We start from the raw sequence: 15,031 nt of genomic DNA, 5'->3' as shown, positions 1-15,031 counted from the left end.
CAAATAATCTATAAGGAGGTCTTTTTATGTTTAAGAAGACAAAAGTCAGAAGCATTCTCGAACTTCTGGGAAAAAATCTAAGCGCAAGGGAGGTATCAAAAGTTTTAGGTGTATCCAGAAACACCGTCGCCGAAGTTCAGGCATTGTTTTTACAGTCAGGCAGATCGTGGGATGATATTTCTGAATGGGATGACGACAGACTCTATGGACTGTTTTATCCGGATAAGTTTAAATATAAGCCCAGATATGCACCGGTTGATTATTCTTACGTCCATAAGGAATTAAAGAAGACAGGCGTCACAGAGAAGCTCCTTTGGGAAGAATACTGTGCCAGATGTGAGAAAGACGGGGCACGTGCATGTTCTTATATAACATTTGCTAAAAATTATAAGAAATTTACGGCAGATAAAAACTATACGAGCCACATAGAACACAAACCCGGATTAGAGATTGAAGTTGACTGGTCCGGCCCTGCAATGAGCTATACGGAGCCGGATACCGGGGAACGTATAACAGCATACCTGTTTGTTGCAACTATGCCCTACAGCCAGATAAGCTATGTGGAAGCCGCAGCCAGTATGGATGAAAAAGCATGGCTTTCCTGTCATGTAAACATGTTCCGGTTTTTTGGCGGGACACCGGTAAAAGTTGTCTGTGATAACTTAAAAACCGGAGTGACCTCACATCCTAAAAGAGGTGAGATCATACTAAATGAGGCGTATCTTTCGCTTGGCGAGTATTATTCCGTAGCTATCATGCCAACAGGCGTCAAAAAGCCAAAGCAGAAAGCAAGTGTGGAAGGGAGTGTGGGTAAGATTGCCACGGCTGTTATCGCAAAACTCAGAAATGATACCTTCCCATCATTAGCCGCATTAAATGCCGGAATCCGAAAAGCGGTAAAAGAATTCAATGACAAGCCTTTCCAGAAGCGCCCCGGAAGCCGCCGGAGCATCTTTGAAACGGAAGAAAAACCATACTTGAGAGCCCTGCCGCTTATTCCCTATGAAGTCTGTGAATGGTCTTATGGGCATAAAGTCGGCAGCAACTCTCATATATGGTGGAACAAAGGTCAGTATTCCGTTCCATACAGGTATATCGGATACAAGGTGGATATCAAATTTAACAGCCATCTTGTATTTATCTATTATAACAGAACAGAGATAGCAAAGCATCCGATACTTTCCAAACATATGACAAACGGTATGCGGACAGAGCAAGCCCATCTTCCTTTGCCGCTCAAAAAAAATCTGTCAGTGGAAGATCTCTGTGACAAAGCAAGGGAAACAGGCCCCAAAACATTTGAGGTAATCCGCAGGATGTTTGACGAGGCAAAAGTGAAAGAACAACCCATGCAGACAGCAAGAGCCATACTTTCCATAGCGGATATCTATACACCGGAAGTCCTTGAAAAAGCATGTGATAAAGCGCTCAGGCAATACCATATGCCTTATTATAAGACTATATATTCCCATGCCAGGAGCATAAACAGTGCAAAAGAACTCACAGAGTTCAAGGAAAACAATCAGAAATTCGGAATTGTCAGAGGCGCAGATTATTACAAAAAAAGGAGAGACGACAAATGAACATTGAAATAAAAAAGAGTTTATCGGTATTAGAATTAAGCGACCTTGCAAGAATCATAGAAATGCAGGAAAAAGATATAAAACTTGTGGATCTAAGCTACGAAAAGCGTTTGGAACTGCTTCTGGAAACACTGATACAGGAACGGGAGAACAGGCTCATAAACAGACTGATCAGGAATGCTTACTTTAAATATCCTAGCGCAAGCTTGGAATCATTGGATTACGATTCCAGACAGATAAAAAAGTCCACGATCCTGAATCTGGCCACAATGGGATTTGTTTCCAATGCAACAAATCTTGTCATCACAGGACCGACCGGCGCTGGAAAGACTTACCTTGCATGCGCCCTTGGCGTGGAAGCGTGCAGACAAACTTACAGGGTTTTGTATATCAGGATGCCTGACCTGATGCGTAACTTTGAGAATCAGAACGACAACCTCAGGGAGCTTACAAAATACAGGAAAAGGATCGGCAACTATCAGATCCTTATCCTTGATGAGTGGCTTAATTACAAAATTTCCGAAAAAGACGCCAAGAACCTCTATGAGCTGTTTGAACAGCGCAGCGGGAATCATTCCACCGTCTTTGTCGGACAGTATCCTGTCGATGAATGGCATGGCAGGCTCGGCGGCGGAACGCAGGCAGATTCCATCATGGACAGGATTATCCATAATGCCTATGAAATCCCTACAAATGAAACAAACCTGAGAAAGCTGTATGATTCAAAGAAACTGAAAAAGCTTGTTGACGAAATAGAATCATGATCGTCTGAATAAGCTATACATGTTATTGCCTCTGTTGTATTTTGAAGCAACAGAGGCAGTACTACTATATCTTGTGTCCGGGGTGGCTCTCAAGGTGGAAACTTCCAGGTGGCTCTCAAGCGGGAAACTGGTGGCTCCCAAGGAGGATAATATTCACCTGACAGTCCGCCAAAATGCAGGGAGGGAGCGCAGGCGCGATTCTATCGCTGTACGGGAGCGGGCATCAACGGAAGACCGCATAAGAGTATTGTGCGGCGGCTCAGAAGGGGGAGACAATGATGATCAGAGAGGCAACGGCAAAATTAATCGAGAGACAGGATCTGACTTATGAGGAGGCGAATGCCTGTATTCATGAGATTATGAGCGGGGAGACGAGTCATGTGCAGACGGCGGCATTCCTGTCGGCGCTGGAAGTAAAAGGGGAGACAATCGAGGAGATTACGGCCAGTGCGGCTGCCATGCGTTCACATGCGCTCACTGTACAGCATGATATGGACCTGCTGGAGATTGTGGGGACAGGCGGCGATGGAGCAAAATCGTTTAATATTTCGACGACAGCCGCTTTGATCGCAGCGGCGGGCGGAATCAATGTGGCAAAGCATGGAAATCGGGCGGCATCGTCCCGCAGCGGGGCGGCAGACTGCCTGGAGGCGCTAGGTGTGAACATTGATCTGGAGCCACAGAGATGTGTGGAACTGTTGGAAAAGATACACATATGTTTCTTTTTCGCACAAAAGTATCATACATCAATGAAATATGTCGGACCGGTGAGAAAAGAGCTGGGTATCCGGACGATCTTTAATATATTGGGACCGCTGACCAATCCGGCCTGCGCGAACAGACAGGTGCTTGGCACTTATTGTGAGGAACTGCTGGAACCGATGGCTCATGTGCTCTCCAATCTTGGTGTCAGACGGGGAATGGCTGTGTACGGGACGGATAAATTGGATGAGATCTCACTCTCAGCGCCTACCAGTGTCTGTGAGATCAGGGCTGGTGAGTTTGAAAGATATACGATCTGTCCCGAGGATTTTGGACTTTCGAGATGTACGAAGGATGACCTGCTGGGCGGAACACCGCAGGAGAATGCGGAGATTACAAGGGCTATTTTAGATGGGGAGCGGGGACCGAAGAGGGATGCAGCTTTGATGAACGCTGGCGCGGGTCTCTATATCGGTGGAGTCGTGGAGAGTCTGGCAGATGGTATCACACGAGCCGCCGAGCTGGTCGATAGCGGTGCGGCAAAAGAAAAGCTGGAAGTACTGATCAGAGAGTCTAACCGACAGGGGATGGGAGGAACGCGATGATTTTGGAAGAATTAGCGGAATACGCCCGCATTCGCACAGCAAAGGCAAAGGAGAAACTGGCACAGGAAGTGATCAGAGAGCAGGCACTGTACATGGCAGATAAGGAAGCGACAGCGTCTTTTCGGTTCGAAAAGGCACTACGCGGACAGGGATTGTCTTTTATCTGTGAAGTGAAGAAAGCGTCGCCGTCCAAAGGTGTGATCTCGGAGACATTTCCCTGTCAGGAGATCGCGAGGGACTATGAGGAGGCAGGGGCGGACGCGGTCTCCTGTCTGACAGAGCCGAAATGGTTTCTCGGTTCAGACAGGATCTTTTGCGATATACGGGAAACGATTTTGCTGCCGATGCTCCGCAAGGATTTCACGGTTGATGAGTATCAACTCTATGAGGCCAGAACAATGGGAGCGGACGCGGTACTGTTGCTCTGTGCACTTTTGGATCAGGAAACGATACGCCGTTATCTGGCCGTTTGTGACAGACTGGGGATGAGCGCGCTCGTGGAGGCGCACGACGAAGCGCAGATACGTTGCGCGTTGGCTGCCGGAGCGAGACTGATCGGAGTCAATAACAGGAATCTGAAAAATTTTAAAGTGGATTTCGAGAACGCCGTCAGACTGCGAAAGCTGGTGCCGGAGGAAGTTATTTTTGTGGCAGAGTCCGGTGTCAGGGATGCACAGGATATAGAGCGGCTGGCCGGGCTGGGAGCGGACGCAGTGTTGATCGGGGAGTCACTTATGCGTGCGCAAGACATAAAAACTACACTGGCGCGTTACCGGAAGGCGGCAGAAAGAGGAAAGCAGGGAAATATGTGAGACGGGAAACGGAGATTGCAGCGGGGAGCGGAGACATAAGCATGAGCGGAATGCAGATGGCGAACAGGCTTGGAGTCGGGATCGGGACTGCGCGTAGGACAGGGATCAAGCTGTGTGGCATCCGAAGGATAGAGGATGCCGGTCCGGTTAATGAATTTATGCCGGATTATATCGGATTTATTTTCTGGAGTCACAGTGCGCGCTATGTGACGCTGCCGCAGGCATTGTCACTGCGGGGGCGTATTGACCAACGGATTCCGGCGGTGGGCGTGTTCGTAAACGAGAACCCGGAGCGAATCAAAGCCTGTGTGGATGCGGGAGCCATACAAGTCATACAGCTCCACGGGCAGGAGACGAAGGAAGAGATCATCAGTTTGAAGGAGGAATTGCCGGATATTCCGGTCTGGCAAGCGTTTCGAATTCGATCGCGCGGTGATCTGCGACAGGCGGAGCGGTCGGCGGCTGATGAAATACTGCTCGACAACGGCGGCGGTACGGGAGAGTGCTTTGATCATCGTCTTCTGGTCGGAATCGGCCGGCGGTATATTCTGGCAGGGGGACTGGAACCGGGAAATATATCGCAAATCATACGGACATATCGCCCGTATATGGTGGATGTTTCCAGTGGTGTGGAGACAGAGGGCCGCAAGGACAGAGAGAAAATAAAAAGAGTCATGCAGGCGGTTGCAACAGGAAATTGCTGACAGTATACGTTATGCGATTGTCTGAAAGAGGCAGCAATTAGGAGGAGAATGAGATGTCAAAAGGGAGATTTGGGATTCACGGCGGGCAGTATATACCGGAAACGCTGATGAATGCCGTCACGGAGCTGGAGGAGGCTTATGAACAATATAAAGATAACGCGGCGTTTCAGCAGGAGTTGACGACGCTTTTTCAGGAATACACGGGCAGGCCGTCGAGACTGTATTATGCGGAGCGGCTGACGAAAGCGCTGGGAGGGGCGAAGATCTATTTAAAGAGAGAGGATCTGAACCATACAGGTTCTCATAAGATCAACAATGCGCTCGGGCAGACGCTGCTGGCAAAAAGGATGGGGAAGACGCGTGTGATCGCAGAGACCGGGGCAGGGCAGCACGGTGTGGCCACGGCGACGGCAGCGGCGCTGATGGATATGGAATGCGAAGTGTTTATGGGAGAGGAAGATATGAAGCGGCAGGCGCTCAATGTATACAGGATGCGGCTGCTGGGTGCGAAAGTGCACGGCGTGAGTACGGGAACGGCCACTCTGAAAGACGCCGTGTCCGAGACGATGCGGGAATGGACGAACCGGATCGCGGATACGCATTATGTACTCGGTTCCGTGATGGGGCCTCATCCATTCCCAACGATCGTCCGGGACTTTCAGGCGGTTATCTCCAGCGAGATCAAGGCACAGTGCCTGGAGAAGGAAGGAAGACTGCCAGACTGTGTGCTGGCCTGCGTCGGTGGGGGCTCGAATGCGATGGGCGCTTTTTACCATTTCATTCCGCAGCAGTCCGTGGCGCTGATCGGCTGTGAGGCGGCGGGACGGGGCATCGATACGTTTGAGACGGCGGCGACGCTCTCGACGGGAAGACTGGGTATCTTTCACGGGATGAAATCGTATTTCTGCCAGGATGAATTCGGACAGATCGCACCGGTCTATTCGATCTCTGCCGGGCTTGATTATCCGGGCATCGGACCGGAACACGCGATGCTCTATGACAGTGGACGGGCGCAGTATGTGGCAGTTACCGATGAGGAAGCGGTTGAGGCCTTTGAATTTCTTTCGAGGACAGAGGGTATTATTCCGGCGATTGAATCCGCCCATGCGATCGCCCATGCGATGAAGCTGGCGCCGCAGATGGACAGAGACAAGATTATGGTGATCAATATTTCAGGCCGGGGCGATAAGGACTGCGCGGCCATTGCCAGATACAGAGGGGAGGATATTTATGAGTAGAATTACGGACGCGTTTCGCGGTAAAAAGGCGTTGATCCCATTTTTTACATGTGGGGATCCGGATCTGGAGACGACAAAAAGTCTTGTGCAGGAGGCAGCTGCGGCCGGGGCGGATCTGATCGAACTGGGGATTCCTTTTTCGGATCCGACGGCGGAGGGTCCGGTGATCCAGGCGGCAAATATGCGGGCGCTCTCAGGTGGAGCGACGACAGACCGGATCTTCACGCTGGTGAGTGAGCTGAGAAAGACGGTAGAGATTCCGCTTTTGTTTATGACTTACGCAAATGTCATTTATTCATATGGGAATACAAGTAAAGGAGGTGTGGAGGGAGGTACGGAGCATTTTATGAAAAGGGCGGCAGCAGCCGGCATCGACGGGCTGATCCTGCCCGATGTACCTTTTGAAGAAAAAGGAGACTTCGAACCGACGTGCAAAAAATATGGTTTGGAACTGATCTCACTGATCGCGCCTACGTCCCGGGAGCGGGTGGGTGTGATCGCCGGGGAGGCGGCAGGCTTTGTTTACTGTATCTCGTCGCTTGGCGTGACTGGAATGCGTAGTGAGATTACGACAGACGTTGGCAGAATGATAGAGCAGGTGCGGCAGATAACAAAGGTGCCGGCTGCCGTGGGTTTTGGCATCTCCACACCGGAGCAGGCGAGGGAGATGGCGGAGCAGGCGGACGGCGTCATCGTTGGTTCTGCGGTAATGAAAATCGTCGGGAAGTATGGCCGGGACTGTGTGCCCTATGTAACGGAATTCCTCGGACGTATGAAAGCGGCTATGTTGTGAGCATTGACAAAATTTACTAAAATTTGAAAGTATTATTTGGCAGGAACGGCGATTGACAGTCGGGACAGCCGATGATAGACTAGGAGTCGTAAAGGCGAAGGCGCTATGGAATATCCGTAGCGTCTTTTTTATTATCGCACGGCCGGCGGTATGAACACAGACTACGAGGAGGAAATATTATGACAGAAGAAATAAGAAGTGTCGTCAGTAGTGAAGTATTTGGCGTCTGGTTCCTGATCGGAGCTGCGCTGGTGTTCTGGATGCAGGCCGGATTTGCCATGGTGGAGGCAGGTTTTACAAGGGCGAAAAACACTGGCAATATTCTGATGAAAAATCTGATGGATTTCTGCATCGGTACAGTCGTTTTTATTCTTGTCGGTTTCGGCCTGTTACTCGGAGAGGATATGATGGGGCTGATCGGCCGTCCTGGCTTTGATATTTTTACGAATTATGCACAGTTTGACTGGTCAAATTTCGTGTTTAATCTGGTTTTTTGCGCGACTACGGCTACGATCGTTTCCGGTGCCATGGCGGAGAGAACAAAGTTTTTATCTTACTGTATTTATTCTGCCATTATATCGGCGGTGATCTATCCGATCGAGGCGCATTGGATCTGGGGAGGTGGCTGGCTGTCTCGGATCGGGTTCCATGATTTTGCCGGTTCCTGTGCCATCCATATGGTGGGCGGTATCTCTGCTCTGATTGGGGCGGCGATTCTCGGACCGCGGATTGGCAAGTTTGTCAGGGATGAGAAGGGAACGGTTACGAAAGTCAATGCGTTTCCGGGACATAATCTTCCGCTTGGCTGCCTCGGAGTATTTATTCTCTGGCTTGGCTGGTATGGATTTAACGGAGCAGCGGCTACAAGTGTGGCACAGCTCGCCTCAATTACATTGACTACAACAGTCGCTCCGGCCATTGCAACGGTTGTGTGTATGATATTCACCTGGATCAGGTATGGCAAACCGGACGTTTCCATGTGTCTGAATGCGTCTCTGGCCGGCTTGGTAGCGATTACAGCGTCCTGTGATGTGACGGATTGTCTGGGCGCCTGCGTGATTGGTGCGATAGCAGGATTGCTGGTTGTATTCGGTGTCTGGGTGCTCGACTATAAATTTCGGGTGGATGACCCGGTTGGCGCAGTGGCGGTACACTGCCTGAACGGTATTTGGGGCACGATTGCAGTAGGACTGTTCGCTACGACATCGGCGCCCGGCAACGACAGCATTAAGGGACTTTTTTATGGCGGCAGCGCCCGGCAGCTGGTCGTTCAGCTGGTCGGCTTTGGGGCCGTAGCCGTCTGGACTGCGGTGACGATCACACTATCCTTTCTGATCATCCGCGTCTGTTTTGGTCTGCGGGTTACAGAGGAAGAGGAGATTGTTGGACTGGATCCCAAGGAGCACGGGCTCGTATCCGCTTACTCCGGTTTCAGCATTATGGACGTCTCCAACACTATGACTATGGAAGTCAATGAAAATACCGATCTGGGCGCAGAGGATTATGAAAACGCATCGAAAGTGGTGAGGGATACGGCCGTACCGGTCATTTCGGCGATAACAGGACCTGCCACAGGCATTTATAAAGTCGTGGTGATCGCGAAACTGGAACGCTATGAGCAGCTCAGGAAAGCGATGAATCAGCTGGGTGTGACAGGGATGACTGTGACGCAGGTCATGGGCTGCGGCATCCAGAAAGGTGCGGGTGAAAAATACCGCGGCGTTGAGATGGATGCCACGCTGTTGCCTAAGGTGAAGATTGAAGTCGTCGTCAGCAAGATTCCGATTGGAAATGTGATTGAAGCGGCCAAGAAGGCGCTGTACACGGGACAGATCGGCGACGGCAAGATCTTCGTATATCAGGTAGCGCGTGTCGTGAAAATACGGACCGGGGAAGAGGATTACGCGGCACTTCAGGACGTGGAATGACCCTAAGATTTTGATAATTGCAGGAGATGGGCATTTTTTGGATTGTGTTTCCCTGTATGACGGATTATAATAAAAATAATGAGGGTACAGGGAGATTAGGGCGGTATGGATGACTATCTGGTACAAAAAAAGCCCTTGTATGCGCTGATACTGTTTTCACTGCCGATGATCATAGGAAATCTGTTTCAGCAGATGTATACAATGGTTGATTCCGCTGTAGTGGGCCGGTATGTGAGTGAACAGGCGTTGGCGGCGGTCGGGGCGTCGTATTCGCTGACGAATATTTTTATCTGCATTGCCATCGGCGGAGGGATTGGTGCCTCCGTCATGGTAAGCAGATATTTTGGCGCAAAAGATTATGACAGGATGAATCTTGCGGCATTCACTGCGATTCTGACATTTCTCATAATCAGCGTCTGTCTGGGCGGCATCGGTCTGCTGTCCGGAAGGAATATTATGATTTGGCTGAACACGCCGGAAGATGTTCTGGATATTGCGGTGGAATATCTGAGCATTTATTTGTTGAGGTAAGATAACGTAACCTTTTTTGCAGAGGGTGTTATCTTACCTCTTTTTGATGTATGTTAGATAGCATAACTCTTTACGTCGGCTCCTATCTGTCTGAAATAGGAGATACTTTCGGTAGGCTTGTCGCCTGTATCAACTCTGCCGACAAAGCTATAAAAGATTTCGATTTTGCGGGTGTTCGTTTCCTTATCTAGTTCGTGAATAAGAATACGGTCAATAAATTCATGGACGTTTTCGTAGGTCAGTTCGGTAATGGCGGTGTACTTGCGTACCAGTGCAACAAACCTTTTCACGTCCGCGCTGCGCTCGGTGGCGTTGTCGATTTCCTGTGACAGCTCCGCAATCCTCCGGGTCAGCGTCTTTTTTTCTTCATCATAGCCGGAAGTCAAAAAAGCAAACTGTTCATCAGAAAGTTTCCCTAAAGCGTTGTCCTCATAGAGCTTGCGGAATAAGATATTCAGCTCGCTAATCCGGCTCTGTGCCTTGTCAAGCTCTTTCCGCTGCTGCGTCAGCGTCTTTTGTACTGCCTTTGCGCTGCACTCGTTGGCGGTTTCGATAAACTCCTGTTCATGCTCTTTCACATAGGACAGTACCCTTTGTAAATCAGCAAGGACAAGTTCTTTAAGGACGCTCTTTCGGATATAATGGGTAGTGCAAAGCTCGCCAGTCCTTATCCTGTTTCGGTACTTGCCGCAAGTGTAGGCGTGTTTGCGTTCCAGTGTCCCGGCTCCCTGTTGCAGATACATTTTATAGCCGCAGTCCCCACAAAAGAGAAGTCCCGAAAACAGGTCAATTTCATCAACCTTTGTAGGGCGGTGTTTGGTGGCAATCCGTTTCTGTGCAAGCTCAAAGGTTTCTTCATCAATCAAAGGTTCGTGTGTGTTGGGGAAAAAGTAACGCTTTTCCTCCGGGTTCTTCTTCGTCTTTTTTGATTTGTAAGATACCTTGTAGCTTTTGCCTGTAATGGTATGCCCCAAATACTCTTTACGCGCCAGAATGTCATAGAGCGTCTTATCCGGCCAGTTGTAAATACAATTCGGGTGTGGGCGGGGGTGCCTGTGGCTTCCTGTGCGCCTGTACTGCAATTCTGCAACAGTCAATACCTCATGTTCCCGTAGCCAGTTCTGGATTTCGCAGATACGGTCGCCGCGCACATACATAGCGAAAATCTGTTTTACAATGTGCGCCGTTTCCGGGTCGGGCAATAAGTGGTTGCGGTCGTTGGGGTCAGCTATGTACCCATAAGGCACTTGCCCGTTGACGCGCTCGCCTTTCTGTGCCTTTGCCTGTTTGACAGCCCGGATTTTCTTTGAAGTGTCGCGGGCGTAAAACTCGTTGAACCAGTTCCGCAGAGGGGTAAACTCGTTATCTTCCCTTGCGGTGTCTACACCGTCGTTAATGGCAATGTAGCGTACTTCGTATTCGGGAAAGACAATCTCTATCAGCTCCCCGGTTTTCAGATAATTACGTCCCAAACGGGAAAGGTCTTTTGTTATGACGGTCGCCACGTTCCCGGCTTCAACTTCATGCAGCATGGCTTGAAGCCCCTCACGCTCAAAGCTCACGCCGGAAAATCCGTCGTCTACGAAAAAGCGCGTGTTGAAAAAGTGGTGTTCGTCAGCATACTTTTGTAAAATCATCTTTTGGTTCTGTATGCTCTCGCTTTCCCCGGCCTGCATATCTTCCTGGCTCAATCTGCAATATAAAGCGGTAATCTTGTCTGTCTGTAACATTTTGTCCTCCTTTCCGACGACAGACAAGCATGGTATTTGTACTGTCTATATTATACCACATACCGCTGCCTGTGTCATGTATAAAATGTGAAGAAACGCCCTATTTCCGGGCGTTTGCGGGGTTCAGTTCCATGTCTTTGCGAATGAGTTTTTTTATCTTTTTATCCAGTGTGTCCGTTGCGCGTTCACTTGCGGACGAACATACAAGGTAAGTAACTTTTCCTATTTTATGCTCCGTTGTGGTAACGGGCGTTTGGTTTTGCGTCAAAGAAAATCCCCCTTTCTTTCGCAAACATATAATACAGTCTATGAATAGCAGCAAGTCCACTATTCAATAAAACAAAGGCTTTAATCGGACGGTTATTAGCATAACCTCATGGGAATTTCACCCCGGCATGGTTCTCATGCCGCCCTACCCATTGCCTGCGACGCTCTTAACGCTCGGACTGTGGCTGTAAGGAAGTATCATTGTATATTCTGCGTGTCGTCGCCCGCAAGCCGCTACACTTGCTTTCCGGCGCGGTGTTGGTCGCTCGGCTGTCCGGGCGGGGATAACCTCACCCAAATAGCGTCATGGCGCACCCGCCGTATGGCTCGGCGCAAAAGGAACGTATCCGATTTGCCCTATGCTGCGCCGCCGTTATCTTGCGCCGCTTTCTTTGTCAAGGTTCAGAATGGCTTTGCTGCCGCGTCAGCAGCGGAACGGAAAAGGGGGAGAGAGAAAGCGTCCCGCCGCCGCTGCGGTTTATTCCTCTGCCTTAAAGGTGAGGACAGCCATCATCAGTTTTGCTTGCAGCCGTTCCCGAATGTCGTGGTCTACGCCAAAATAGACGTTCCCGCGCTCGTCGTACAGCTTCCGCATGGAGAGGCGGGCTATGTAGCCGCTGAAATGCTGCAAGACAATCTTCATGGCGTCCGGGTCGCCCTTTGTCGCTGCCACAATGACAGGATAAGGAACAAGGGCATTTTCCGGGTAGCCGGGTTCGTTACCATTCGTCCCATTCATCAGCATTTTCCTCCAGATATTTTCTTAATTTCTCAAAAGAGCTTGTCCGCCTGTACTGTATCGTGCTTCTCGACGTGTTGAACAGCTCCGCAATCTCGGTATCGTTCATTCCCTCGAAGTAATACAGCAATATGGCTTTGCGCTTTTCTTCCGGCAAAGTACGGATTGCTTCAAGAAGCAGCTTTGGCGTGATTTTCTTCCCGGCTTTCTCAAAGACTGTTTCGGCGGCTTCACGTTTGAAATATTCATCAAACGTATGAAGCTGCCGCGCTTCGTCTAAGGTCATGTCGGAAAAGGTCACTTCCTTTGCCTTGTGTCTGCGAAGTTCTCTATGGGTGTCGCAAGCTTCATTGTGCAATACCGTATTACAAAACTTCTGAAAAGCACACTGTTTGTAAAACTCCCTGCTATTAGGTTCCACATTCTCACCTCCTTTCTCGTTGGAAAGTTGGTGGTGCTTCCCCCCTTTTCGCGGGGCAATACGGCGTTTTTCAAAAACGCCGAAGATTTTTTGAAATTTCTTCAAAAATTTTTTGAACGTACAAAATGCGCCCGTCCGAAAAGCCCGGACGGGCGCATAGGCATTGTAAGCAGTATCCAGATGATTAGACAGTTCATATATATAAGCGTAGTTTCCCCCGGTGGTGGGCGGGCTTTTTTTGATAAGTCAATAACTGTCGGATTTTGTCGATATGCTTTTTGCTTCATGGCGGCTACCTCCTTTAGCCGCCGCTTTCAACAGTGATACCGCGTCATTTCTTGAGAAGATAAAAAGAAACGGCGGCTTTGATATTTCAAAACCGCCGATAGATTAGATATTGCGTAAAAAGGCATACAAAAATATCTGCTCCTCTAACGGTTTTTTTCTTTCCCCGTTAAGGGAGCAGATAATATTATTTAAGGATTGTGTACAGTTCAAAAAAACTTTCCTCTAAAGATACCTACTTCTTTAGTTGGTAGAAGTCATAAAATGCAGCGTGTTTAGTAATAAGTTCTTCAAATGTGCCATGTTCAATTATTTTGCCGTCTGCCATAAATACAATTTCGTCATAGAGTGTAAGAATATCGCTGCTCATATTATGAGTGATAGTAAGTAGCGTTAAATCAGATATTGCCAATAGCCTGCTTTCAATATCATACGCAGTTTGCATATCAATAGCAGACGTACCCTCGTCTAAAATCAACAGTGGCTTCTTACGAATTAAAGCTCTTGCTACGGCAATTCTTTGTTTCTGTCCGCCGGAAAGGTTATCTCCATTTTCTCCAACGTGATATTTAAGTCCGTTTGGTACTTGCTCAATAAACTGTGATAAACCACTATCAGACAATACGGATTGCAATTCTTCTTTACTGAAATCTTCGTGTAGGCAAATATTGTCTAAAATGCTCTCATCAAACATATAAACATTCTGATGAATGACCGACGATAGCGCAGTTATTTTATCAATATCCAAAACGGAAAGACTGTCTGCGTCATATAGTACATCACCTTTGAAATTAGAGTAATATCCGGCAATCAGCTTAATAAATGTAGACTTTCCACACCCACTCTTACCGACAAAAGCATATTTTTTCCCTTTATCAATGGATAGTGAAATACCGTTTATGACTTCGTTTTCCTTATCATAGGAAAAATGCAAATCATCTACATAAATCATTTTTTTGAAAGAGGGTGATTTTTTTGTATTTGTGTTCTGTTCCTTGTAATCTGAAAGGTTATTTAGCTTCTGTGTAATTGGTTTTATACTCTTGATTTTGGGAATATTGCTAAATATAATCAATAATGGATTTGCAAGGTTACTGCTTACCTGTACCATGCCTAACAAGGCTCCTGCACTGATACGACCAATGATAATGAAGTATGCAGAAAGAAAAACAACAACCACTTGAACAAGAAGCGCAAGCACCATAGAAACCGCTTCATTTGCCGCAATCGCCTTGTCAACAGAATATTTTGCTTTTATAGTGTCCTCGTTACTTATTTCAAATCGTGAGAGAACATATTTTTTCATTCGATAAGACTTGATAACCTCAAAACCGGATAACAGGTCTTTTACATGGTTTGTAAAATCGGATAGCATATCAGAATATTTATCCTGTCGTTTGGAGAGTAGTCCTCCGAATAGACTGGGTACAACAAGCATGATAGCGATTGCGATAATCACGCAGACTGTAACGATAATGTCAAAGTAAATCATTACAGCAAGGGAAGCTATAAAAATAATCGTATACTGGATAACTTGCAACAGGGGCAGTAAATAGTTATCTTCAATCATTTTTACATCATTCGTAATTGCGGATAAATAATCAGCAGTATTATTTTTAGAGTAGTCCTCAATCGTGTGCCGTTCAATTCCTATAAAGGTTTTAGAACGGACAGCTTTCATAATTTTACAGACAAATTTTTTGCTAAACAAAGATTGCAGGTACATGAATACTCCCATAAGTGTAAAGTAAGCTAAAGAAAAGAGTAGTATTCTGATAAAGCCGTCCATATCGCCCATATCTACAATATCCATAACTTGTTGCAATAAGATAGCAATAAATACATAAGATAGAGAACTGATTGCAGTAAATAATGCGGTAAGGAAAAGCAAGAATTTGTATTGTTTTAAGTATCGTATCATATAGCGGT

General features: G+C 47.9%; 15 protein-coding genes. 9 read left to right on the top strand and 6 right to left on the bottom strand.

Going from position 1 to position 15,031, the window contains the following annotated elements:
* The first annotated feature begins 26 nt into the window (after positions 1–26).
* The 9 genes from istA to V1224_11830 all read left to right on the top strand — a co-directional run bounded on the left by istA (position 27) and on the right by V1224_11830 (position 9,660).
* Positions 27–1,583: an IS21 family transposase gene (gene istA / locus V1224_11870; GenBank protein WWR15170.1), complete on the top strand. Its 1,557-nt coding sequence runs from the start codon at positions 27–29 to the stop codon at positions 1,581–1,583.
* Complete coding sequence (locus V1224_11865; protein ID WWR15169.1) at positions 1,580–2,347, top strand: ATP-binding protein; 768 nt, start codon at positions 1,580–1,582, stop codon at positions 2,345–2,347. Before istA ends, V1224_11865 begins: the two co-directional genes overlap by 4 nt.
* Positions 2,348–2,625: 278 nt before the next feature.
* On the top strand, positions 2,626–3,654 hold the full coding sequence (trpD, locus tag V1224_11860; GenBank protein ID WWR17478.1) for an anthranilate phosphoribosyltransferase: 1,029 nt from the start codon (positions 2,626–2,628) through the stop codon (positions 3,652–3,654).
* The gene (gene trpC, locus V1224_11855) at positions 3,651–4,466 is read left to right on the top strand and encodes an indole-3-glycerol phosphate synthase TrpC (GenBank protein ID WWR15168.1); all 816 of its coding nucleotides are present in this window, start codon (positions 3,651–3,653) and stop codon (positions 4,464–4,466) included. The genes trpD and trpC overlap by 4 nt, the downstream gene beginning before the upstream one ends.
* On the top strand, positions 4,463–5,170 hold the full coding sequence (locus tag V1224_11850; GenBank protein WWR15167.1) for a phosphoribosylanthranilate isomerase: 708 nt from the start codon (positions 4,463–4,465) through the stop codon (positions 5,168–5,170). The genes trpC and V1224_11850 overlap by 4 nt, the downstream gene beginning before the upstream one ends.
* Positions 5,171–5,223: 53 nt before the next feature.
* Complete coding sequence (trpB, locus tag V1224_11845) at positions 5,224–6,408, top strand: tryptophan synthase subunit beta (protein ID WWR15166.1); 1,185 nt, start codon at positions 5,224–5,226, stop codon at positions 6,406–6,408.
* Positions 6,401–7,201, top strand: coding sequence for a tryptophan synthase subunit alpha (gene trpA, locus V1224_11840; protein WWR15165.1), 801 nt, complete (start codon positions 6,401–6,403; stop codon positions 7,199–7,201). Before trpB ends, trpA begins: the two co-directional genes overlap by 8 nt.
* Before the next feature lie 179 nt (positions 7,202–7,380).
* Positions 7,381–9,129 carry an ammonium transporter gene (locus V1224_11835; protein WWR15164.1) on the top strand — a complete coding sequence of 583 codons (1,749 nt, stop codon included), beginning with the start codon at positions 7,381–7,383 and terminating at the stop codon, positions 9,127–9,129.
* A gap of 105 nt (positions 9,130–9,234) precedes the next feature.
* Entirely contained in the window at positions 9,235–9,660 is a 426-nt protein-coding gene (locus V1224_11830; GenBank protein ID WWR15163.1) for an MATE family efflux transporter, read from the top strand.
* Positions 9,661–9,713: 53 nt separating this feature from the next.
* Here V1224_11830 and V1224_11825 read toward each other — a convergent pair whose 3' ends face one another.
* The 6 genes from V1224_11825 to V1224_11800 form a co-directional block, all read right to left on the bottom strand.
* Complete coding sequence (locus tag V1224_11825; protein ID WWR15162.1) at positions 9,714–11,390, bottom strand: recombinase family protein; 1,677 nt, start codon at positions 11,388–11,390, stop codon at positions 9,714–9,716.
* Between the two features lie 100 nt (positions 11,391–11,490).
* Positions 11,491–11,718, bottom strand: coding sequence for a transposon-encoded TnpW family protein (locus V1224_11820; protein WWR15161.1), 228 nt, complete (start codon positions 11,716–11,718; stop codon positions 11,491–11,493).
* Positions 11,719–12,135: 417 nt separating this feature from the next.
* Positions 12,136–12,396, bottom strand: a complete 261-nt coding sequence (locus V1224_11815; protein WWR15160.1) for a helix-turn-helix domain-containing protein — start codon at positions 12,394–12,396, stop codon at positions 12,136–12,138.
* Complete coding sequence (locus tag V1224_11810; protein ID WWR15159.1) at positions 12,377–12,817, bottom strand: sigma-70 family RNA polymerase sigma factor; 441 nt, start codon at positions 12,815–12,817, stop codon at positions 12,377–12,379. Before V1224_11810 ends, V1224_11815 begins: the two co-directional genes overlap by 20 nt.
* A 101-nt stretch (positions 12,818–12,918) precedes the next feature.
* Positions 12,919–13,104 carry a hypothetical protein gene (locus tag V1224_11805; GenBank protein ID WWR15158.1) on the bottom strand — a complete coding sequence of 62 codons (186 nt, stop codon included), beginning with the start codon at positions 13,102–13,104 and terminating at the stop codon, positions 12,919–12,921.
* A gap of 233 nt (positions 13,105–13,337) precedes the next feature.
* The gene (locus V1224_11800; protein WWR15157.1) at positions 13,338–15,023 is read right to left on the bottom strand and encodes an ABC transporter ATP-binding protein; all 1,686 of its coding nucleotides are present in this window, start codon (positions 15,021–15,023) and stop codon (positions 13,338–13,340) included.
* Between the last annotated feature and the right edge of the window lie 8 nt (positions 15,024–15,031).

The organism is Lachnospiraceae bacterium JLR.KK008 (assembly GCA_037015955.1).
In the GTDB taxonomy this organism is placed as follows: Bacteria; Bacillota; Clostridia; order Lachnospirales; family Lachnospiraceae; genus VSOB01.
This window is presented reverse-complemented; position numbering and strand designations above follow the sequence as displayed.